Origin of the sequence: Flavobacterium humidisoli, from assembly GCF_023272795.1 — a bacterium.
Taxonomy (GTDB): Bacteria; Bacteroidota; Bacteroidia; order Flavobacteriales; family Flavobacteriaceae; genus Flavobacterium; species Flavobacterium humidisoli.
Window position 1 is genome coordinate 4,484,542 of the sequence record NZ_CP096829.1, and the last position, 23,985, is coordinate 4,508,526.

A 23,985-nucleotide genomic window follows, 5' to 3' on the forward strand; every position below is an offset into this window, starting at 1 on the left:
TTTCTAAACCTAAAAAAAGGCGTTTCACTAACATTAAATCACATAGCTATGTGTTAAAGCTTGCTTTTTTTGCAATCTTAAACAGAGATAATAAAATCTATGTTTCTATGTGTTAAAAATTAAACTCTTATTGAATCTCACCCAACGGTTAACCATCACTATGTTTTATAAATCTGTGTTTATCCGCGTCTTTGCAAAGCGAATCTGTTTTATCTGCGTGCCATTAATTAAAGTCTTATAAATCGAAAGAGGTATGTTTGATATATTTTCGATCATAAGTATACAAAACGTGTATTTTCTTGTCGGTGGTTTGAATTATGGCTGGATAGCTGAATTCTCCTTTTTCTTGTTTTTCCAAATCGAATAATTTAGTCCATTTTAAACCGTCTTTAGAATATTCAACATCCAAAATATTTCTTCCGTTAAACCAGTCTTTTCCAATTGGAAGTGGATTATTTACCAATAAAAATGTGTTTTTGTCTACTGTTAAAGCATCAATACCAGAATTGGAATTGATGACATTTATCGTATTGGTTCTAATCCAGCTTTTCCCGTTGTCTCCCGACCAGCTCGCAACTATTTTATTGTGTTTACTGCGAGACAGCATCTGGATATCACTCTTACTATGAATTAAAAATGTTGGCTGAATGATATCAAAGTTCTGATTGTTTTCTACTTCTATTTTCTTCCAAGAATCTGTCGCTTCTGCATATTCTTCAACATGCACACGCCATTGATCTGTGTTTACACTTTCTGTACTGCTTCCGCATAAAATTACGCCTGGAGTAGTTTCGATTGGTTTATTTCGAATTGGACCTAAAATTCCGTCTGGAAGATATTTTGGTTCTCCCCAGATTGTTCCGTTATCTTTCGAAACAATCATAGCGCCAAACCATTCTCTCGGATTTTTTCCAATTTTATAAAACAAATACAAATTCTCGCTCTTACTTTTAAACAAAACCGGATTCCAGCACGGAAGTGTGTCTCCATTTTTAATTAATGGCTGAATCAGTTCTTTAGGCGCAGACCATTTTTTGTCTTTATAAGCCGAAATATAAATGCCAACATCTTTTGCTCCTTCATATTTTCCACCAAACCAAGCGGCTAAAATCTCGTTGGGTTTGTATTCAACCAAAGTTGAAGCATGGCTGTTTGTGGTAACTGGCGGATCTGCAATATAACTGCTTTCAATATTTACTGCTTTCATTTGTGCATGTATTGCATTATTTGAAAATAAAAATACTGCAAAAATGATAGCGGTAGTTTTTAATTTAAAATTCATTGTTTATTTTTTTTGCATTCTTTAAAATCTTTTGACACAGATTAAAACAGTACCTAAGAAACTTAGAACCTTAGAACCTTAGAATCTTAGACACTTGATAAAAAAACAAAAGGAGAGTTACCTCTCCTTCTGCTCAAGTAACAAATCGATTGATCTTTTACTTTACCAAATTAATTATTTTGTGTCCCACCAAAGTCTTGTTCCACCTGAATCTGGACCTCCTAATTTAGAAACTCCGTCATCTACAGCTGCTTTGTTTGATGAGTACTCATTTGTAGTGTAAATAATTCTTTTCATCAAAGATTTACCAACTCCAGCATCTGGATTATCAGTGTTTAAAACTGGATAGATTACTTTAGCATCGCTTCTACGTAAATCTGCCCAAGCTTCCCAAGATTCTGGAAAAATGGCTAAGTATTTCTGAACTGCAATTTGAGTTCTTTGATCAGCAGTAGATGCAGACCAAGCCACTGGCAATTTAACTGGAATATCTTGTAAATCTAAAGTTGGATATAAAGTCAAAATGTTTGGCAATGTTGGCAATGAAGTTCCGTTGATGTAAGCATTAACAGCAGTTGCATCAACAATTCCCCATTGTGCAAGAGATAATCTAATACCTGTTTCATACAAAGTTTTAGCATCTCCGCCCATATTCCATCCATTTAAAGCTCCTTCTGCTCTACTTAAGTAGTTTTCAGAAGCCATAAAGATCTCGATGTTTTTAGTTTCGCTAAGTGTATTAGCGGCACCGTTTCCTAAAACATCGTTGTTAAATTTAGAGAACTCTGTAGTTCCAAATTGATCTTCTAAACCTCCAACTGGATTTCCTCTATAAGCTCCCGTAGCAACTGGCGCAAACCATTTAGATAAACGCGGATCGTTGTAACCTACTAAGATACTTTCCATAGAAGATGTCATAACGTAACCCCAGCTGTTTACAATCATATTTAAATTGTTTGGCGTAATGTTACTTGCTTTAAAGAAAGCGCTTTGATCATTTGTTTGCATTACTCCAGCAGCTACTGCAGCTTCAGCTTGAGTTTTTGCATTTGCAGGTTCTTTATCCGAAATTCTTAAGGCCAAACGTAATCTCATACTGTTTCCGAAGATTCTCCATTTGTCAACACTTCCTGAATAAACTCTATCATTTGGGGCAAGAGAGGCAACCGAAGTTACAGAAGTTGAAGCTAATGTTGCATTTGCTTCATCTAATAGTTTAAAGAAATCTGCATAAATAAATTCTACGCTGTCGTAAGGAACTTTATCTTTTCCGTTACCTGCTTCAGTATAAGGAATTGGTCCGTAAGCATCAACCATTTGGTTGTACATGAAAACTTTCCAGATCTTTAAGATTGCAGTAGCTTCTGCGTTTCCTTCAGATGCTTTAATAGCATTTGATAAAGCTGGAGCAGCAACGGTGTAAAATCTTGTCCATCCTCTACCTTCGTATCCATTAACAAAAGCATTTCTTTCTGTTCCATATCCACAGTTTAAATAGTGAATAAAAGTTGAAGATAGAATACCTGTTGCAATACCCCAAGTACCTTGATCGTCTACTCCTGGTGATGAATAAGAACCATTGTGTATACCTGCGTATAATGCCGAAGCAAATGCAGGACCAGCTAATGTAGCATCTAACTGATCTTCAGTTAATGAATTAGGATCTTTGTTTATTTCATCAAAATCGCCGGTGCAGCTTGATAAAATCGAAACTGCCATTAATGCAACTCCTAATGTTTTTATTTTAAAACTATATTTCATGATGTCTCTTTTTTAATTAAAATCCAAATTTAACATTCACTCCATAATCTCTCGTTGATGGAATGTTGAAAGATTCTATACCTTGTAAGTTACCTGTACCTGCTCCTGCTTCTGGATCAAAGTACTTAGCTTTGTTTAAGAAGAAGAACAAGTTTCTACCTACTAATGAGAAATCGATGCTTGTAAATCCTGAGTTGCCTAATAAACGTTTTGGCATTGAATAACCAAAAACAAGCTCTCTTAATCTGATGTTTGTAGCATCATAAACGAATGGCTCTGCAATTGGAGTTCTTTGACCGATTGCTGTCCAATATTGTTCAGCATTGATGCTTGTTGTGTTTGGAGTATAAGTTCCGTTTCCGTTATCTACAACACCATCAACAATGATTCCGCCATTTCTTCCTGCCAAAGTAATATCACTTACCCCTAAACCAGCTTGTCTCGCTTGAGTGTATGAAATAACTTCACCACCAATTCTAAAGTCAACTAAGAAGCTTAAAGAGAAATCTTTGTATTTGAAGTTATTTTTGAAACCTGCAGTCCAATCTGGATTAAAGTTACCAGCACGAACATCAAAACCATTTGTTGCCAATGGAATACCAGCACTGTTTACTAAAATTTCTCCAGCTTCATTTCTTTGGAAACCTTTGATGTATAAATCACCATATTCTCCACCTTTAACTACTTTACTTCTTACTAAACGTCCTTCACCGATTACTAACTCATCACGTCCTTCAAAGATAGATTTTACTTTTGACTTATAAGAAGCGTAGTTTGCTGTAATATCCCAAGAAAAGTTTTCTGTTTGAACTGGCGTTGCAGTAAGCGTAAACTCAAAACCTTTATTTTCGATATCTCCACCGTTTACGATTGCTCTAGAATATCCAGAAGGCTCAGGAGTGTTGATGTAGAAAATTTGGTTATTCGTTAACGTTTTAAAGTATGTGAAATCTAAACCTAAACGGTTATTGAAAAATCTAACATCAGCACCAAACTCAGAAGAAGAAGAAATCTCAGGTTTCAAGTTTGGATTTGCCTTAGTGTTTTGTCCGTATAACATACCACCATTACCTCCAATGTAAGAGAATCTCTGTTGTGTTTGATAAGGATCTGTATCGTTACCAACTTGTGCATAAGAAGCTCTTAATTTTGCAAAACTAATTACTTCTGGTAATGTAAACATGTCAGAAAGAACAGCAGAAAGACCGAAAGATGGGTAGAAATAATCTTCTGGCAAAGTAGAAGACCAATCATTTCTAGCTGTTAAATCTAAGAATAAGTAGTTTCTGAAACCAATTTGACCAAATCCGTAAACAGAATTGATTCTTTTTTCTGAAGCTGTAGATGTAGATTGAACTGTTTGAACATTACTTAGGGCAAAGAAATTTCGTTTACTCAATACACCACCAGAATTTAAAGCTGAACTATTTTGTTGCAATGAACTCGCACCAGCATTAAGACCTATAGAGAAATCTCCAAATTTTTCATTGTAAGAAAGTAAAGCATCAATGTTTAACTCGCTTACTGTTTCATAAGATTCACTGTATGAACCCATGTTGCTGTTGAAAGCTGCAGTTGCATATCTGTTTCTTACGTTTTTGTTTGTCATTTGATCCAAACCAGCTCTACCTTGTAAACTTAACGTTTTTGTAAATTCATATTTAAGAGAAGCTAAACCAATAAATCTATTTCTTTTATCTGTACGAGCGTCATCTCTTAAAGCAGACCAGAATGGGTTTCCTCCTGGAGCTCCAGTTTCGTCAAGGAAATAGTTAACTTGTCTTTGTCCTGCAGCATCGATATATTCGAAATCTTTGTAATCGTTGTAAGCGATACTACGAGGCAATAAATAAGCAGATGTTCCGATAGACTCTTCACCAGTTCTTAATAAGTTATCGATATCTTGAACGATGTAGTTTGTTTTAGCATCCAAAGTTAATTTGTCTGTAATTTTACTAGTCAATCTTAAGTTAAGATTGTGTCTGTCCATTTGGTTTCCGCCAACAATACCTTCAGCACGTGTGTTAGTGTAAGAGAAATATCCTTGCGCTTTTTCGTTACCAGCTGTAACTGTCAAAGTGTTTGCTAAGTTATATCCTGTTTTGTAGAAATCAATAACGTTGTTTTTCTGTGGAGAATAGCTTTGTGTCGCTGGTCCTGCATAATTTGGATTACGAACTAACTGCCAAGCAGATACCTGACGCCCGTCTAAAGGTGCTCCCCAGCTTGAGCTTGAGTTAGAAACATAATTTCCATTTGTACCTTGTCCGTATTCGTTTTGTAAATTCATCAAGTTATAAGCAGAAGAAGCCATAAAGTTAGATGATAACGAAACTGAAGTTTTTCCAGATTTACCAGATTTAGTTGTAATTACGATTACACCATTTGATGCTCTAGATCCGTAAAGAGCTGCTGCAGATGGACCTTTCAAGACAGTCATCGAAGCAATATCTTCTGGGTTAATGTTAGAAATACCATCAGGCTGTGTAGTTCCTCCTGTATCAATATCAGGGTTTGTATTAGTTGTTCCGTTACTAATTGGCACACCATCCACAACATAAAGAGGCTGATTGTTTCCGTTAAGAGATCTGTTACCTCTTAAAGTAATTCTAGAAGAAGAACCAACACCATTTGAAGTAGTCGAGAAGTTAAGACCTGCCACTTTACCAGAAAGTGAGTTGGCAACGTTTAATGATCTAGCTTCAGAAAGTTCGTCTACAGAAACGTTTTGTGCAGAATACGTAATTGCTTTTTTCTCTCTTTTAATACCAAGAGCTGTAACCACTACCTCTCCTAATTGCTGCGTATCTGGACCTAAAGATACGTTAATTGTAGTTTGTGATCCAACAGCAACTTCTTTTGTAGAAGATCCTACATAAGTAAAAACTAAAACTGCTGATTGATTTGGAACGCTAATGCTGTATTTACCATCAAAATCTGATGAAGCACTTGTTTTAGTTCCTTTAACAATAATATTTGCTCCAGGAATTGGAATTCCGCTTTGAGCATCTGTTATCGTTCCTTTTACTGTTGTCTGCGCTTGTAGGCCTTGGAACCCAAAAAGGCATATGACAAACAGTAATTTTAGTACGCTTTTAATCATATTAGTTGTTTTTTTAGAGTTAATAACATGTTAAACTTAAGAATACATTCTGTTAACAAAATATAATTTCGACAAATGACAATTTTTCGCAGGTGTTGGTAAATCTTTGGTCATTTATTGAAAGAAAACGTTTTCATTTGTAATCCTACTCTGCCTTATAAAAAAGGCCAAAATCTATTAATCTAATAGATTTTGACCTTTTTCAGTTGTATTCATTTTTTTAACTAAAAATCGTTTAAAATTATTCGGTATTTTACACTTTTTAGTTCGAAACCTTGAATTTGGTTTTTAGAAGATCCGCTGAGTTTCCACCAACCATTACTTCGAAGTCTCCAGGCTCTACAACAAACTTCATTTCCCTGTTATAAAGGCCTAATTCGTCCTTAGTAAGTGTAAAATCAACAGTTACAGTTTCTCCCTTCTTAATATTTAATCGTTTGAAACCTCTCAAAGTTTTCTCTGGTGTCGTTACAGAACTATATACATCATTTATATACAATTGAACAACTTCATCTCCATCTCTGTCTCCTGTGTTTTTAACATCAACAGAAACTTTTATTTCTCCATTTGGTTTAATTTCAGAAGTATTCAGCTTTAAATTAGAATATTCAAATTTCGTGTAACTTAATCCGTAACCGAACGAATATAAAGGATGCTCGCTTTCTGCTACATATTTATGTATTGCAGATGGCTTTTGGTTATAATATATAGGTAATTGCCCTACTGATTTCGGAACTGTAATTGGCAATCTTCCTCCAGGATTGTAATCTCCAAATAAAACATCGGCTACAGCTCTTCCTCCTAACTCACCTGGAAACCATCCTTCCAAAACTGCTGGAATATTTTCAGCAATCCAGTTTGTAGATAGTGGACGACCATTTAATAACACGCAAACTACTGGAGTTCCTGTTTTTTGGATCTCTTCAATCAATTGCTGCTGGATTCCAAATAAGTCTAAAGAAGCAACGTCCCTGTTTTCTTCTACCAACTCGTTAGATTCTCCTAAAACTACAATCGCAACATCTGCTTTTTTAGCAGCTTCGATTGCTGGCTGTAAATTTACTTTTTCTAAATTCCAACGAAAATGAGCTCTGGCTCCCCAGCCTCCTTCCCACATTTCGATGCGGACTTTATATTTTTTACCTTTTTCAATATTTTTAGGAACCGTCACCATACTGGTCGCTCCTTTTGTCCAGTTGTCTATTACCAATTGGTCATCGATATACATTCTGATTCCGTCATCAGAACTTAATCCTAACCAACCATCCAATGCTTGATCAGATTTTAAGAATCCTGTCCATCTAATAGAAAAATCATCCACATTTACACCGTCTCCAGGCGCCCAAGGCCAGTCAAACTCTAATTGACTGTCAATACGAGTCAATGCTGGCGTTCCTTCCAGATTTCTGTTATTGAAATATTCTCCTTTTAATCCGTTTTGAGATTCGTCTGGTGTAAATAAATATTTAGATGGAATAATTTGTCCTTTTACAATTAATGGAACTCCTTCTTCGTAAACTACATTAGCCGTTTTTCCAACCAATTCCTTAACTCCTTCATAAACCGTCATTCCGACACTGTTCTTCGGAGCGTAACCTCCCAATCTTGAAGCATTTGCATTTGGTCCGATAACAGCGATATTTTTTAACGATTTACTTAAAGGCAAAATATTGTTTTCATTTTTCAATAAAACCATAGATTTTTGAGCTGCTTCTAAAGCAACTTTCTGATTTTCTGGAGTATGAAAACGCTCTTTAATTAGATTTTTTTCTGTGTACGGATTTTCAAATAATCCTAACAAGAATTTCAAACGTAAAACCCCTCCCGCCGCACGGTCGATATTCTCCGTTGTCAATTTCTTTTCATTTACCAATTCAATAATAGTGTTTTGCCAAAACTCATTGCTAAAATCATAAAACTGCATATCAACGCCAGAAGAAACAGCTTCTCTAATAGCTTCTTTTGGAGAATCAGCAACTTTATGAGTGGTTTGAATGTATTTAATAGCTCCTAAATCTGAAACTACAATTCCTTTAAATCCCCATTCTTTTCTTAAAACATCTGTCAATAACCAATGATTTGCTGCACAAGGAATTCCGTCCAATTCAGAATACGCACACATAGTTCCTAACGCACCACCTTTTGTAAATGCTTTTTGAAAAGATGGTAAATGGTCTTCTCTTGCTGAACGTTCTCCAACCAAAATTGGCGAAGAATTTCCTCCCGCTTGCGGAATACCATGAACGGCAAAGTTTTTAGGCTCTGCAATAATAGATCGATCTGATTTTAAATCGTCTCCTTGCATTCCTTTAATAAAAGCCAAACCAATTTCACTGTTCAAGAAAGCATCTTCTCCGAAAGTTTCAGCAACACGTCCCCATCTTGGTTCGCGTCCTAAATCTAAGTTTGGTCCAAAACCAAAATGAACTCCATGCGCTCTGGCTTCCATACCAATTACTTTACCCACTTTATCCATCACGGCAACATCCCAAGTTGCTCCAAGCCCTATGTTCATTGGGAAAGCTGTACTTCCTTCGTCTAAATAACCGTGAAGCATTTCACACATAATCAGCGCAGGAATTCCCCAACGGTTTCCTTTGATTACATTCGTTTGAAGATCATTGATCATTTTAGCTGAACGCGGATAAAGATCATGAATAGCTCCAATTCCCAACTTCCCGATTTTTTCTGCCGATTTAGCTTTAGCAAAATCTTCTTTATCTTTAAAAAAATCTCCTCTATACATATCCATCTGACGCACTTTTTCTTCAAGTGTCATACGGCTTAGCAAATCCTGAACTCTTTCTTCTACTGGTAATTTTGCATCCTGGTACGGATACTTTTTCTGGGCATGGGTCTGGTTAAAAAAACCAACAGCCATTACAAAAATAATGGCCGTTTTCCTCATTCTTAATTGTAACATAGTTGTGTGTGTGTGTGTTTAGTTTTGAATCACTTTAAGCTTTGTTCCATTCACAAAATCATCGTGCGAAATAAAAAAGCTGTTCTGTGTTTTTCCGTTTAGTTCAATCGAATTGATTTTCCCGCCATTATTTTCTTGTCTTTCAATTACGATGCTTTCTTTTTTATAATATCTTGGATCTAATTTAATCGTCACTCTATGAAACATTGGCGTTGTAATGGTGTAAATTGGATCTCCCGGCGATATCGGATAAATTCCCATCATCGAATACACTAACCAAGCCGACATAGTTCCGGTATCATCATTTCCTGGTAATCCTTTTGGTTCATTTTTGAAATATTCGCGAACCAATTTTTTTACGGTTTCCTGCGCTTTATATTCTTCACCTTTCACATAATTAAACAAATACGGATTGGCAATGTCTGGTTCGTTTGCCATATCAAATTGTTTGGTATCAAATATTTTCTGCAATTGAGCCGAAAAGGCTTGATCACCACCCATTAATTTCTTTAATCCGTTAATATCGTGCGGAACCATAAATGCATACTGCCAAGCGTTTCCTTCGATAAAGCCAACATTTTCTTCAAAATTAGCTCCAGATGTAGGATCAAATGGCTCGTACCATTTTCCGTCAGCCGTTCTTGGACGAAGAAGATTTAAGTTTTTATCAAATAATTTTCTGTAGGATAATGAACGTTCTTTAAAACGTTTTACATTGTCTTTGTCCCCGAATTCGTTGGCCATAAGCGAAATAGAATAATCTGAAATATTGTATTCCTGAGTAGTCGAAACTGGACCTTTGTTGTCAGTTGTCAAATATCCTTTTTTGATATAATCTTTCAATCCTGGACGAAGCGGATTATTTTCAATATTATCTGCGCCTTTCAACATCGCATAATAGGCTTTATTAATATCATAATCACGAATTCCTCTCATATAACTATCTGTAATTACAATACTTGCTGGATCTCCAACCATGGTAAAGGTCTCTGTCGAATTCAATTCCCATTTGGGAAGCCAACCGTTTTCATCAAACATGCTCAACATGCTTTTTACCATATCAGATTGCTGTTTTGGATAAACCAAAGACATCAGCTGATGCACATTTCGGTAAGTATCCCATAAAGAAAATACGGTATAACGAGTGCCATCGGTTTTGCCAATTTTAGTTCTTTTGATTACTGGATATTCTCCGTTAATATCATTTAAAATATTGGGATGAATTAAAGTATGATATAAAGCTGTATAAAAAATCGTGTTATCATCTTTTGAACCACCTTCAACCAAAATTTTAGACAATTCTTCATTCCATTCGTTGTAGGTTTCTTTGTAAATTGCGTCAAAAGATCTGTTACCTACTTCTTTTGCTAAGTTTTCACGGGCATTTTCGATACTTACGTACGAAATTCCGATCTTCACTTCAACTGTTTCTTCTTTTTCGAATTTATAAGTAAAATAACTTCCAATACTATCACCTACAACGGTTTTGATTGTATTCTCCATTATTCTAGCTTTTCCGTTGTAACCCATCCATTGTGCTTCAACGCCGTTGTATTTTGAAGGTTTTTTCCAAACTCCAAATTTATCGGCAGGTTTCGAAAATTGAGCCACAAAATAAACTGGATAAGCATCTTCTGGGCTGTTATAGCAAAATGAACCCACAGATCGCATTCCTTCAATTTCTGTAGAAGAAACTACTTTTACCATTGCACCTTCTTCATTTGTCAATCCCAAGCCAAGATTTAATAAAATATTAGATTGCCCTTTCGGGAAAGTGAATCTGCTAACCCCAGCTCGTTTTGAAGCCGTGAATTCGCCTTTTACTTTATACTTGTCGATGTTTACGCTGTAATAGGCTGCTTTTGCAACTTCATTAGAATAAGTAGAACCGTATTTTAAGTGATCGATTTCTACTGCTCCAGTCGTTGGCATCAATAAAATAACGCCCAATTCTGGACATCCAACACCGCTTAAATTCACTTGACTAAATCCTGTCAAAAAGGTATTCTCATTCACATAAGGATTCGAAAGCCATTGGCTATCTTTTTCCATCGGTGTATTTTTTACTCCAGCCACATTAAACGGACTAATACTTGCCATTCCGCGTGGTGCAATTGGTCCTGGATAAGCCGCCCCATAATTGGAAGTCCCAATAAACGGATTTACAAAATCGGCAGGCTGCTGCGCAAAAATTGTTATGCTAAAAAACAGCATGTATAAAATACATGCTGTCTTAAATTTATTTTTAGTATTTAAAACCATAGGCTTCGTTCTTATCTGTTGATCGCTTCAATTTTTAAAGTCCAAGCTTCTTTTGCAGGAAGATTGTTTCTTAAACTTTCTGGAATAATTACTTTAAATCCGTTTCCTTCTTTTGTCCATTTTAAAGAAGTTTTAGAACCTAACATGGTAATTTTTGTTCCTTTTTTAGGACTGATAGATTTTACTGTAACTTCAGCAGGAATTTTATCCTCCCCGTCTTTAGCTAAATAAAATGCAAATACATTACCCGCTTTATTTTGTGTAAAACAAATGTTTTCTTCTTTGTAAGGCTCGATTGGTTTGGTGTTGTAAATCGCTGTACTGTTTACTTTCATCCAATCACCGTAAGCTTGCAATAAATCGTACGCCCCTTTATCCCATTCTCCTTCTGGACTTGGCGCGATGTTTAATAATAAGTTTCCGCCTTTTGCCACAATGTCAACTAACATGTGAATTCCTTGTCTTCCAGTCATGTAAGTAGCGCCTGGAGAATAAGACCATCCACCGCCTGCTGGAATACAAGATTCCCAAGGATAAGGCAAAGTCTTAGCAGGAACACGCCCTTCTGGAGTTAAGTAGTTTTGGTTTTTACCGTGAACCGCTCTATCCACCACAATTAAACCTGGTTGTTTTGCACGTGCTTTTGCAACCAATTCGTCCATTTTTGGATCTTGATCTACCACTCTGTGTTTGATGAAACCATTTTTAGATTCGTTTTCAGTAAATTTCTCGTCGTAGTTTTCTTTGATGTTTACTTGATCTCTTTTACGAACCCATCCTCCGTCTAACCAAAGAATATCCACTTTACCATAATTAGTCAAAATTTCTAAAATCTGGTTGTGTGTAAAGTCAACATATTTTTGCCATTTTTCTGGATACAAAGACGGATCGTAGTTTACGTTTCTGTCAAATGGCGGAAAATAAGGATCCCAGTAGTTTTCGTTGTGCCAGTCTGGTTTTGAAAAGTAAGCTCCTGTAGAAATACCTTCGCCTCTAAAAGAGTTGAAAATTTCTTTTAAAACATCTGCTTTTGGATTTGTATGAAAAGGAACATCTTTACTAGTTATCTTGTAATCAGAATATTTAGTATCATACATATTAAATCCGTCATGGTGTTTTGTTGTAAAAACCATGTATTTCATCCCAGCATATTTCGCTGCTTTTGCCCATTTTTCTGGATCAAATTTTACAGGATTAAATGTTTTTCTTAACCCTTCGTAATCTTTTATATAATCATTATAATTAGATGGATTACTTCCTTTTTTACGTTCACACCACCCGTAATCTTCAGGACAAATAGACCAAGATTCTACAATACCCCATTGGCTGTAAGTTCCCCAGTGCATTAGCAGACCAAATTTTTTGCCTTGCCATTCATCTAAGTTTTTTAATACTGCCGGATCTGTTTCTGGTACGTATCTTTCATCTTCATATATCGCCTGCGCGAATATCTGAGCTGAAAATAAAAGGGCGATAATGAATATTCCTCTTTTCATCTTTAATCTATTTATTAGGTTTTATTTATTCTTTTGTTTTTTGTTTATTTCTTACCTCTAAAAGTTTGTATTCGAAACATAACCAATGGTTTCAACCATTGGGACGCAACGTAATTCAACTTGAGATTAATTTTATACGCTTCACGAGGTTGAAACCTCGAGCTATGTTTGCTTTTGGAACTTCAATCTATTCCGAATACCTAGAAGATTTTTCTTCCTGGTCAACCACTGCTTGAATCTCCTTTCACTCCAAACTCCAAATTCGATTTTCTGGTTTAATACGTAATCCTAATTTAATTTTTCAAGTATCGGCTGATCTGTAAAAGTCAATTCTGTTTTACTGTTTTCATTAAGCTGCTCCAATACAACAAACTTATTCTCGCCTGCTTTCAACCAACAACCTGGCACATAAAGAGTTTGCTGCGGTCCAACTTTCCAGTAACGTCCAAGATTGTGTCCATTAACAAATACAATTCCTTTTCCCCAACCTGTCATATCAAGAAAAGTATCGGCTGGTTTCTCAATGTTTACAGTAGATTCATATAAAACGGGACGTCCAGGTTTTATCGTTTCGTTTTTAACAGCTGGAACTTCATTCATCGGCATTTTATACATTTCCCATCCACCGCTAATTTCAAATTCATTTAAATATACTGGAGTAATAATTCCTTTAGTATTATGTACGATTTCGGCACCATAGTTAATGCGACCCATATTTTCAACTAAAATTTCTAAAATACCATTAAAAGGAATCGTAACTTCCAACTCGTAGTTTTTGAAAACTCTATTCAACTCACCTGCTTTAACACCGTTTACATAAACTGTAGCAAAGTCTCTCAATCCTTCAATTTTTAATTTTCCAGAAATGGGCTGCGTAAATCTTTTTCGATACAAAACATATCCATGTCCTTGATCTAATTTTTCAAATGTTAAAGGCTGGTCGTTTACAACTGGTTTTTCTTTTTTTATCCAACTTAAAACATCCATGCTCGATTTGATCGTCTGATTAGGATATTTTGTAACTGGTATTTTGGCTGGAATTGAGGCTAATTTTGTTTTAGAATACTTTTGCATTACTTCACGTATAGCCATAAATTTTGGTGTTGCCCAACCTGCTTCGCTAATAGGAGCATCATAATCATAACTTGTAATATCCGGCTGAATATCCATTTCTTCATTATAATTTGCTCCAGAGGTAAATCCAAAATTAGTACCGCCGTGTACCATATAATAATTAAAAGAAACACCTGCATCAAGGTACTTTTTAGTTTGACTTGCAATCTCCTCAGATCCAATTTTAATAAATGGTTCCGCCCAATGATCCAACCAGCCAGAATAAAACTCTGCAACCATGTAAGGCCCTTGTCCGTTATGGTATTTATCAACCTGTTTTTTTAAATTTTCTATATTGGATTCCCCATTTGCAGTCGGTAACGCGCCTTCTACCATACCACCTTCAAACAACCAAGCACCGTCAGAAGTAAAAAAAGGCTCTGGGAATCCCGTTTGTTTAAGTATATTGTAAATTGCAGTTTTGTAGGCTTTATGATCCTCAGCACTGATATCGGTTCTTTGAGAAACATAAGACCCAAATTCATTTTCAGCCTGAACCATAATAATAGGTCCGCCTTGATTAGCAAAAAGTCCTTTTACCTCTCCATACAAATGTTCTAGATACGTTTTACAAGCGTCTAAAAATGCTTTGTTATTGGTACGAATTACTAAATCTGGATTATTTTGCAGCCACCAAGGGTATCCTCCAAATTCCCATTCGCCACATGCATACGGACCCGGTCTAAGAATTACATATAAGCCTTCGCTTTTAGCAATACGTAAAAACTCTGACAGATCTCTATTTCCTGTTTTAAAATCCCATACACCTGGTGCTACTTCGTGATAATTCCAAAATACATAGGTTGCCACGGTATTCATTCCCATAGCTTTAAGCATCTGCAATCTATGTCTCCAATACTCTTTAGGGATACGTGCATAGTGCATTTCTCCAGAATGTATTTTAATTATTTTCCCGTCTTGCTGAAATTCTCCCTTAGATATAGAAAATCCTTTGGTTTGTGCCTTAGTAAAAAACGGCATCAAGCAAATCAATAATATCCCGAGCTTAAATAGTACCTTCTTCATTTTTTTAATAATTAATCAATTAAAATTTCATCGACAAACAACCAAGAGCTTTCTCCTTTTGGACTTTTCTTTAAGTTGCCTGCAATAACTTTTACAAAACGTGCATTTTGTTTTTGGAAATTGATTTTAAAATCTTTCAATTCTGGAACAGCATTTACTGCATAAGGACGCATAATTTTGCCAACCTGAGTGTATTTAACTCCATCTGTAGAAATCAACACTTTAACTTGAATTGGGAAATTAACTCCTGCTCCTTGACTTTCTAAAGCTCCAACTTTTACTTGCTCGATGCTTTCTACTTTTTCTAAGTCGATAACCAATTCCATATCGTTAACTAACCAAGCCTGCCATTGTCCGTCATGGAAATTTTTACTTCCTCTGATCGTATTTACCATGGTATTGGCATCGCCTTTGTAATTCGAATTGTAAGGGGTCAAGTATTTCACTTTTTTCGAAAATGCTTTATGGAAAACAATCGTATCTGTAAAGGTTTTTCCAACTGGTTTGTCATCTTGAAATAAAGAAGCTTTTAGAACTGTTGTTTCTTTTATTGCAATTGGGCTTGTATATTTTATAGCATGGTGATCAATGGTCTGGTTTCCTAAAACATAACGAATGTCTGGATTAGGAAACTCGTTTTTCAATTCTACCTTAATTTGTTTATTAGCTAAATCAGCTGTAGAAGAAGCCGTTACCAAATAAGCGCTTTTCGCATAATTAATTCCTAAATAATCGTAACGTTTTAATAAAGAGAATAATCTCGTTGTGAAATCATTCCAATTGCGTTTCTCTTTCGGACTCCATAACGTTTCTGATAATGCTGCCAATCTTGGGAAAATCATGTATTCAGAATCTTTTGGCAGCGCTAAATGTTCTGCCCACAAATTTGCTTGTCCTCCTAAAACGTGTCCTGCTTCCTGAGGTGTCATTGTTGAAACTACAGGATCAAATTTGTACACTTCACTTAACGGATTATAAGCATCAAAAGCTAAAGGTTCTTCGTTTTGCGGACCTTGATAAAAGTTAAAATAGCAAGGAGATTCTGGTGTCATAATTACGTCATGACCTTGATCTGCAGCTTCGATTCCGCCTTTCATTCCTCTCCAACTCATTACCGTTGCATCTGGTGCCAAACCGCCTTCTAAAATTTCATCCCAGCCGATAACTCTTTTACCTTTTGAGTTGATGTATTTTTCCATACGTTTTACAAAGTAGCTTTGCAACTCGTTGACATCTTTTAATTTCTCGTCTTTGATTCTTTTTTGGCAATGCGGACATTTAGCCCAATTGGTTTTCGTCGCCTCATCGCCACCAATGTGAATATATTTTGAAGGGAAAATCGTGATTACTTCATCAATTACATTTTGCAAAAATTCAAACGTAGTTTCTTTTCCAGCACAATAGATATCAGTCAAAGGCCAAACTCCGCCTGACGGAACACCAATTCTTTGATTAAAACAAGCCAATTCTGGATAAGCTGCAATCGCACTGCTTACGTGCGCCGGCATTTCGATTTCAGGAATAATTTCAATTCCTTTTGTCGAAGCATATTTTACAATTTCTCTTAATTCATCTTGCGTAAAGAAGCCGCCGTACGTTCCTTTTTCATCAGGATTTGTTGTTAATCTCGCATTCCAGCTAGTGTTTTCTTGATCAACTCTCCATGCCCCAACTTCAGTTAGTTTTGGATATTTTTTAATTTCAATTCTCCAACCTTGATCGTCAACCAAATGCAAATGTAAAACGTTCATTTTGTGCATCGCCAAACGATCGATTGTTGCCAAAATGTAATTTTTATCGAAGAAATGACGAGATAAATCTAACATTAAACCTCTCCACTTAAAACGTGGTTCGTCGTTAATCGTTAAACTTGGAATCTGCCATTTTGCAGAAGTGATTGCATATTTGCTTTCAATCGCTTCCGGAAGTAATTGCCTAACACTTTCTAATCCATATAGAAAACCAACATTTCCTTTTGCAGAAATAACAATACTCGTCGGATTTACATCTAAAACGTAAGCTTCATTTTTTAAATTAGGATCTATTTTAAACTGAATAAAATTGCTTACTGGAGCTTTAGTTGTTGTTTCTGGTTTCCATCCCGCAGCCACTTCAAATTTAGAAGCTAAAGCATTTGCAGCATCTCTTTGGAAATCGCTGTTTACTACAAACTTTGTATCTTTTGTAAATTCAAAAACACCAGTTTTAATAAGAATCTGACTCGGTTTCGGAATAATGTTAATATCACTTTCTGTGTAAACTTTCTGCGCACGAGCCGAGAAAATTGAAGTGATTAGGGTTAATAGGAATAATAATTTTTTCATTCTTTGTTTTTTGGTTTCTCTAATTGTTTCTTCAAACATTTAAAGATGTGTTTTTAGGTTTAGTTTGTCATTTCGACGAAGGAGAAATCACACTAGAAACTCCTCAGAGAATGTCACCAATCTTTGTCGAATCCCGAGTGCGATTCCTCGTTCCTCGGAATGACAAACTGTTGTTTGAAACTTTAATAAAGTTTTAAACTTGGAAATTATTTATCCCAAGACATTTTAAATTTCGCATCTTCCATTCTATGACCTTTTACGTCATCAGAAACGGCGAAATTGAATCCAGATCTTAAACTGTAACCCGCATATTCACCGTTTTTATTCAAAGCAATAAAACCAACTTGCAGGTATTCCATGTCTTTGTGGTTTTTATGTTTGTTATAAATACGTTCTGTAATTTCTTTACAAGCATCGTAAGGCGATTTTCCCTGGCGCATTAGTTCTACAACCATTGCACTTCCAGCAGTTCTAATTACGGCTTCGCCTAAACCCGTTGCTGCTGCTGCTCCTACTTCGTTATCCAAGAAAAGACCCGCGCCGATTATTGGGGAGTCACCGACGCGTCCGTGCATTTTCCAAGCTGCACCGCTCGTGGTACATCCGCCAGAAAGATTGCCTTCTTGGTCTAACATTAGCATACTGATGGTATCGTGATTTTCTATATTAATAACTGGTTTGTATTTAGAATCTTCCAGCCATTTTTTCCAGTCTTTCTCCGATTCTGGAGTCAATAAATTTTCTTCTTTAAAACCTTCAGATAACGCGAATTGCAAAGCGCCTTGTCCCGCCAACATTACGTGAGGCGTATTTTGCAATACTCTTTTTGCAACAGAAATGGGGTGTTTGATTCCTTGCAGAAAGCAAACAGAACCGCAGTTGCTGTTATGATCCATAATGCAGGCATCAAGAGTAACTTTTCCTTCACGGTCTGGATATCCACCGTAACCTACACTACGAACAGTCGGATCGGCTTCAGGTATTTTCATTCCAGCTTCGATGGCATCTAATGCTGATTTTCCTTCTTTTAAATTTTTCCAAGATTCTTTATTAGCAGGCAGACCATGATTCCATGTCGAGATGATGATGGGTTTCTGCTGTTTTTTCTCTTTTATTTCTTCAACTTCATTTTCATGATTTGCAGCAAATCCGCTTACACCCAAAACAGAACTTACGGCTAAGGTGCCTAAAGCTGTTTTCTTGATAAAATCTCTTCTATTTGACATGTGGTTTTTTGTTTTTGGTTCAACATTTAGAATATATTCTTCTTAATGCTGCAATTTACTTCGTAAAAATTTTTAATCCCAGTAAAATCGACTATAACGACGCTTTTACCGACTTAATTGTTTTTAAATTACTCTCTGATAAAGCATTTCCGTCAAAAAATGAAACTCCTGTTGCGCCATTTTTCTTCGCTTCTAGAATCGCTTCTTTCAATTCTGCATCCGATTTTAAACCTGGAATGTAGATTCCAGTATTTACTTTCGTTGGTTTTCCTTCTAGATCTGCTACGCCTTGTTTGGTTGCATAACCTACCCAGTCAATTTCTTCATCATAAAAACTATGATAAATCATTGGATACACTTCGTCAATATTCCATTTATCCCAACGCTGGCGCACCATATGATCTGCCATTTCTGGATAAGGAAATACTGCTGCCGTTAATTTTTTATTGTATTTGTGAGCAATTTTGTATGCATCGTCAACCACAGCTTTTACCGCATTTAATCTGAAATTTTTCCATTCCATATCAATTGAGGTATTGTGGCTATTTTTTGGATTTTTATGATGTTCTTTTTCGAATTTGCTTACGCAGGCATCACAATAACAGAAATCAAATTGTGGTAATTCTGTATCTTGAACCAAGTTGTATTTTGGCAATAAACTGATTGGCAGGAAAATATCTGGGAAGCGAATGTAATCTAAATGTACACTTTCGATTCCTTCTACTTTTGCCAAACCTTCAACCAAGCCTAAAACGTGGTTTCTAGATTCTTCTTTAGTTGGGCAAAGCCATTGGTAATAATCTACATATGGACGATTGTCGAAGCAAGATTTTCCTTCTTTACTTACTTGATACCAATCTGGATGCTGTAATGCTACAGAGTCATTCGGGCGGTTCATTGCCATGATCCAAGCGTGTACTTTTAGTCCTTCTTTTGCTGCAAGCGGAACCAATCTTGCTAATAGTTTCGGATCTGTTTGCGTGTTAATTAAAACTTCATCGATTCCGCCGTCTTTGTATTTTTTGAATTCTTTCGAATAATCTGCATCCGATTTTTTAGCGTCAGCAGTCGTCCAAACAGCAAAAGTGAATTTACCATTTTCCTGATCTTTGGTTTCTTTTTGTCCGCAAGAGAATAAACTCAGCGAAAGCGCTAATACTAAAACTTTTGATAGTTTTTGCAACTTACTCATTCGTAATAATTTTACCATCTTCTTTAATTATTAAGGTTTTGTTTGAAAAAGGACTTTTTACCAAGATATTAAATCCTGATGAATGATTTTCTAAAATGGGCTTTAAAGTCTTTCCGTCAACCACTATATTTTTTTTACTGATATTCTGAATAGATTTTGCCCAAGATTTATTCTTTTCGAAATATCTTTTTTGAGCTCTGTATAAAGTATACAGTTCCCATTTTACTTTTTCTTCCTGCGGAATTACAAATTTATCTTCGCTTTCTTTTGAAGAAAAGTATACATAAGCCCATTTTTCGGGCTCATGCATATTAATGACTCCCATAGGCGACCAAACCCAATTGTATTCTGGGAGAAACTTTCCTTCTGTATCTTTTTTACGTTCGTACTTTCCGTCAACAACAGAATGCTGCCAATTTACTCGAGAGAAATTGACTTTCCAGAATTTATCTTTAGGAACAATATTATCATGATAAGATGTTTTATAAACCGACCATGGAATGGCAATTTCTAAGGTCCAGCCTTTATCAATATCTGATGCATTGTTTAAAGTTCCGTCTACTTTTACAGCCGATTTTAAACCATCGATATTCCAATCGTTTAAAACCGTATTTTTTTCGCGGTAGGGTTTATTGATAAACAAATCCCAAGCGGTGTTTAATGCATTTATTTCTAATTCATAATAATTATGCGTATCATTATCTGGATCAATAAAAACCTCAAAATCATTATTATAGAAAATAATTGTATCGCGTTGTCTAAGATTTGCCCAAACATGAGGCTCTTCCATCTTAGCCAGAATATAGTAGTAATTATCGTCCCAGAGCATTTTAACCTGAGTTTTGTATTTTGGAGTTTCAACTCCTTCTATGTCGACAAAAGGTGTTGTCCAAGCTGCTTTTTCCCAAGCTTTATCTGCTTCATCGCCGTCAATAACAATTTCTTTTGACGTTTTATACGCAATATAACTTTTTGGTGTAACCTCTTTTTCAGATTGCGCATACCCTATCAAACCAACAAAAAAAACGGCAAGGGACAATAATTTACCTCTACTATGCATCTTTATATTATAAACTATTATCTTTTGTAAACTGAATTACTTCACTTAATTTTCCGAAAGCGATTGCTACATGAGTATCTGCCGCACCGTAATAAACTGCTAATTTATCTTCTTCAAAATCGTGTAATGCAGCACATGGGAAAACTACATTTGGTACATCTCCAACCATTTCATACGTTTCTGCAGGTCCTAATAAATACGGCTGTGTTCTGTACTTTACTTGATCTGGCGCGTCTGTTTCTAATAATGCTGAACCCATTGCATAACGGAAACCGTTGCAAGTATTGATAACTCCGTGGTAAATCATTAACCAACCTTCGTCAGTTAAAATCGGAATTGGTCCTGCACCTACTTTTGTACATTGCCAAGCACTTTTTTCAAATGGAGATGGTTTCATCACTAATCTGTGTTCTCCCCAATATTTCATATCTGGGCTGTAGCTGATCCAGATATCTCCAAAAGGCGTATGTCCATTATCACTTGGACGGCTTAACATGGCGTATTTACCGTTAATTTTTTGAGGGAATAAAACTCCGTTTCTGTTGAATGGTAAAAAGGCATTTTCGCATTGGAAAAATTCTTTAAAGTCAAAAGTATAACCAATACCAATTGTTGGTCCGTTATAACCGTTACACCAAGTAATCCAGTAACGATCTTCGATCCAAACCACACGAGGATCGTACTTATAAGCAGATTCGATCATTTCTGTATTTCCAGATTTCATTTCAATTGGTTCGTGGTTGATGTCCCAATTGATACCATCTTTACTGAAACCAGCAAAAATATTCATCTGAACTGCTTTATTATCACATCTAAAAACCCCAGCATATCCGTCTCCAAAAGGTACAACTGCACTATTGAATATACTGTTTGAAGAAGGAATCGAATATCTGTCGATAATTGGATTCTCAGAATATCTCCACATTACATCTTTACTGTTTTCGGGTCTGTCTTGCCAAGGAATAGTACTCATTTTTTTTGTTTTTTTATTTATTAGTTTTTTTATTCTTTACTTAAACACATAAAATCATAGCTTTTTGGCGCGTACAAAAGGCGTTTCACTTGTTTTAATAAACATAGCGTCACGGACAATCTTACGTTCCCGTAGTTGAAACTACGGGCTATGTTCAAAGCTATGACTAGTTTCTTTCTACACTTTTTCAAAGTCAAAAAAATCTATGTTTCTATGTGTTTAAAAATATTTCAAAATTCTTACCTCTAGAATCTCGCTTTTCCCTCTATTATCTTATTTCTATTATCTTATTTCTATTATCTTGCTTCTGTTATCTTGCTTCTGTTATCTTGCTTCTATTATCTTGCTTCTATTATCTACTCTTCTATCTTCCTAACTCGATCCAGCCAAGTAAACTTCAATACCGTAGTCGTTACTAAAAACACAACTAAAGCAACCGCCGCTTTTGGATAATCTCTGATGATGAAATAAATCGGAAGCAGAATCATGCTTGACTGCCATACAATTCCGATTACACAATTCATCATATCCAGATAGAAATCATTATTTTTTTGGAAAGATTGATCTTCGGCTTTTAACTGTTTGTAAACTGGATTCCAGAATCCCCAAGGTCTAACATTGCTGTAGAAAGATTTTAGGACTTCCATATCTGTTGGTTTGCTTAAGTAAGTTCCTAAAAGACAACCTAATATCGAAAATCCAAAAATTAATGGGAACAAGTAAATCGATGGCACTTGCGAAAGTTGATGTAATAACGTTCCGTCTCCAAAATTTCCTTTATTCTGATCCAAAACAAATTGAAGCGAAGCTGCAACAAGTCCGCCGACCATTCCCCAGAAATAACCCCATCCGTTAAAACGCCACCAAATCCATTTTAAGAAGTTCGCTGCAACGTAACCTCCGTACAAAGCACTTGTAATCCAAAGCGTTAACGAGTTGATAGAATCTGCGAAGAATCCCATAAAAACTCCAAGACCAACAACTAAAAAAGAAGAAATCTGACTTACTTTAATATAGTGCTGATTTGAAGCAACTGGTTTGAAGTATTTTTTATAAATATCATTTACAATATATGCTGGTCCTGCATTTACGAAAGCTGAGAATCCAGACATAAAAGCAGCTAATAAACCTGCTAGAAGAATTCCTTTAATTCCAACTGGGATATAAAGATTCACCACTTTTGGCATTAATAATTCTAAATCTGCTCCCGTAAGATTAACATTTGCGTTTAATTCTGGCGCAAGATTTACCAATGCAATAACCACAATTCCAGTGATTAATAAATATCTCGGAATAAATAAAATTAAGTTGGTAAAACCACTCATGTAAGCGGCTTCTTTTACAGATTTTGTAGAAAGAACACGCTGTAAATCGTAACTTGGTGTTGGACCTGCCACACTTGCAAAAAATCCTTTGAAAAGCGTCATTCCGATGAAAGCACCAAACATTTTATAACCTTCTGTATCAATTAATCGGTTGAAAGTTTCGAATTTATCGCCCCATTGTGTTTCAAATTCCCATCCGAAGAAAACATTTTTCCATTCTGGAGTAATTACAGAATTGATCTGAATATCAGTATAATTAATGAATGCGTAACCTGCAATTAGAACTCCGGCAACAATCATAATAATATATTGCACCACTTCTGTTGCCACTACTGAAAACATTCCGCCTTTTACGGTATAAATTGTAGTTAAGAAAATGATTAACAATGCATAAGCCTGTTCTGATGTTAAGAAAACACCACCGTTCATATGAACTGTTAAATCCCAAGGAAGAATAATGGTTACAAATTTTCCGATTCCAACGAAGAAATAAGCGATGAAACCAATCGTAGAAATAATAGCAAAAATAGCCACAATAATATGAGAAGCTTTTCCTGCTTTATCGCTTCCAAAACGAGTTAAAATCCATTCAGAGCCCGTCATAACTTTTGATCTTCTAATCCAGACTGCGAGGAACATCATGACGAAAATCTGATTCCAAATCGGCCAAAGCCACATAAACATGAAACTTTTTACGCCATATAAAAATAAAACTCCAATCATCCAGGAAGTTCCTGAAACATCAAACATTCCTGAGCCATTGCTCAATCCTAAAAAATACCATTTGATTGATTTCCCGCCAAGGAAATAATCGTCAAGCCCTTTTGATGCTTTTCTTGAAATCCAGATTCCTATACCGACCGACATTACGATATAGATTAAAATGATTGATACGTCTATAATGTTCATTAAATATTTA

13 protein-coding genes are annotated in these 23,985 nt (G+C 35.8%); all 13 read right to left on the minus strand.

Annotated elements, in window-relative coordinates; all coding sequences use genetic code 11:
• Positions 1-235: 235 nt before the first annotated feature.
• The 13 genes from M0M44_RS19200 to M0M44_RS19260 all read right to left on the minus strand — a co-directional run bounded on the left by M0M44_RS19200 (position 236) and on the right by M0M44_RS19260 (position 23,975).
• Positions 236-1,282 carry a sialidase family protein gene (locus tag M0M44_RS19200; RefSeq protein WP_248727143.1) on the minus strand — a complete coding sequence of 349 codons (1,047 nt, stop codon included), beginning with the start codon at positions 1,280-1,282 and terminating at the stop codon, positions 236-238.
• A 174-nt stretch (positions 1,283-1,456) separates the two neighbouring features.
• Positions 1,457-3,043 carry a SusD/RagB family nutrient-binding outer membrane lipoprotein gene (locus M0M44_RS19205; RefSeq protein WP_248727144.1) on the minus strand — a complete coding sequence of 529 codons (1,587 nt, stop codon included), beginning with the start codon at positions 3,041-3,043 and terminating at the stop codon, positions 1,457-1,459.
• A 16-nt stretch (positions 3,044-3,059) separates the two neighbouring features.
• Positions 3,060-6,146, minus strand: a complete 3,087-nt coding sequence (locus M0M44_RS19210) for a SusC/RagA family TonB-linked outer membrane protein (RefSeq protein WP_248727145.1) — start codon at positions 6,144-6,146, stop codon at positions 3,060-3,062.
• A gap of 262 nt (positions 6,147-6,408) precedes the next feature.
• Entirely contained in the window at positions 6,409-9,054 is a 2,646-nt protein-coding gene (locus tag M0M44_RS19215; protein WP_248727146.1) for a glycoside hydrolase family 3 protein, read from the minus strand.
• Positions 9,055-9,087: 33 nt separating this feature from the next.
• The gene (locus tag M0M44_RS19220; RefSeq protein ID WP_248727147.1) at positions 9,088-11,331 is read right to left on the minus strand and encodes a GH92 family glycosyl hydrolase; all 2,244 of its coding nucleotides are present in this window, start codon (positions 11,329-11,331) and stop codon (positions 9,088-9,090) included.
• Positions 11,332-11,342: 11 nt separating this feature from the next.
• Positions 11,343-12,827 (minus strand): alpha-L-fucosidase, encoded by a 1,485-nt coding sequence (locus tag M0M44_RS19225; RefSeq protein ID WP_248727148.1) that lies wholly within the window; start codon positions 12,825-12,827, stop codon positions 11,343-11,345.
• Between the two features lie 288 nt (positions 12,828-13,115).
• Entirely contained in the window at positions 13,116-14,966 is a 1,851-nt protein-coding gene (locus M0M44_RS19230; protein ID WP_248727149.1) for a glycoside hydrolase family 35 protein, read from the minus strand.
• 11 nt (positions 14,967-14,977) lie between these two features.
• On the minus strand, positions 14,978-17,290 hold the full coding sequence (locus tag M0M44_RS19235; RefSeq protein WP_248727150.1) for a beta-N-acetylhexosaminidase: 2,313 nt from the start codon (positions 17,288-17,290) through the stop codon (positions 14,978-14,980).
• A gap of 206 nt (positions 17,291-17,496) precedes the next feature.
• A complete protein-coding gene (locus M0M44_RS19240) occupies positions 17,497-18,516 on the minus strand; it encodes an isoaspartyl peptidase/L-asparaginase family protein (protein WP_248727151.1) in 1,020 nt (339 codons plus the stop codon).
• 91 nt (positions 18,517-18,607) lie between these two features.
• The gene (locus tag M0M44_RS19245; protein ID WP_248727152.1) at positions 18,608-19,708 is read right to left on the minus strand and encodes a putative glycoside hydrolase; all 1,101 of its coding nucleotides are present in this window, start codon (positions 19,706-19,708) and stop codon (positions 18,608-18,610) included.
• Entirely contained in the window at positions 19,701-20,768 is a 1,068-nt protein-coding gene (locus tag M0M44_RS19250; protein WP_248727153.1) for a carbohydrate-binding family 9-like protein, read from the minus strand. Before M0M44_RS19250 ends, M0M44_RS19245 begins: the two co-directional genes overlap by 8 nt.
• A 7-nt stretch (positions 20,769-20,775) precedes the next feature.
• Positions 20,776-21,741 carry a glycoside hydrolase family 130 protein gene (locus tag M0M44_RS19255; RefSeq protein ID WP_248727154.1) on the minus strand — a complete coding sequence of 322 codons (966 nt, stop codon included), beginning with the start codon at positions 21,739-21,741 and terminating at the stop codon, positions 20,776-20,778.
• A 356-nt stretch (positions 21,742-22,097) separates the two neighbouring features.
• A complete protein-coding gene (locus tag M0M44_RS19260; RefSeq protein ID WP_248727155.1) occupies positions 22,098-23,975 on the minus strand; it encodes a sodium:solute symporter family protein in 1,878 nt (625 codons plus the stop codon).
• Positions 23,976-23,985: the final 10 nt, after the last annotated feature.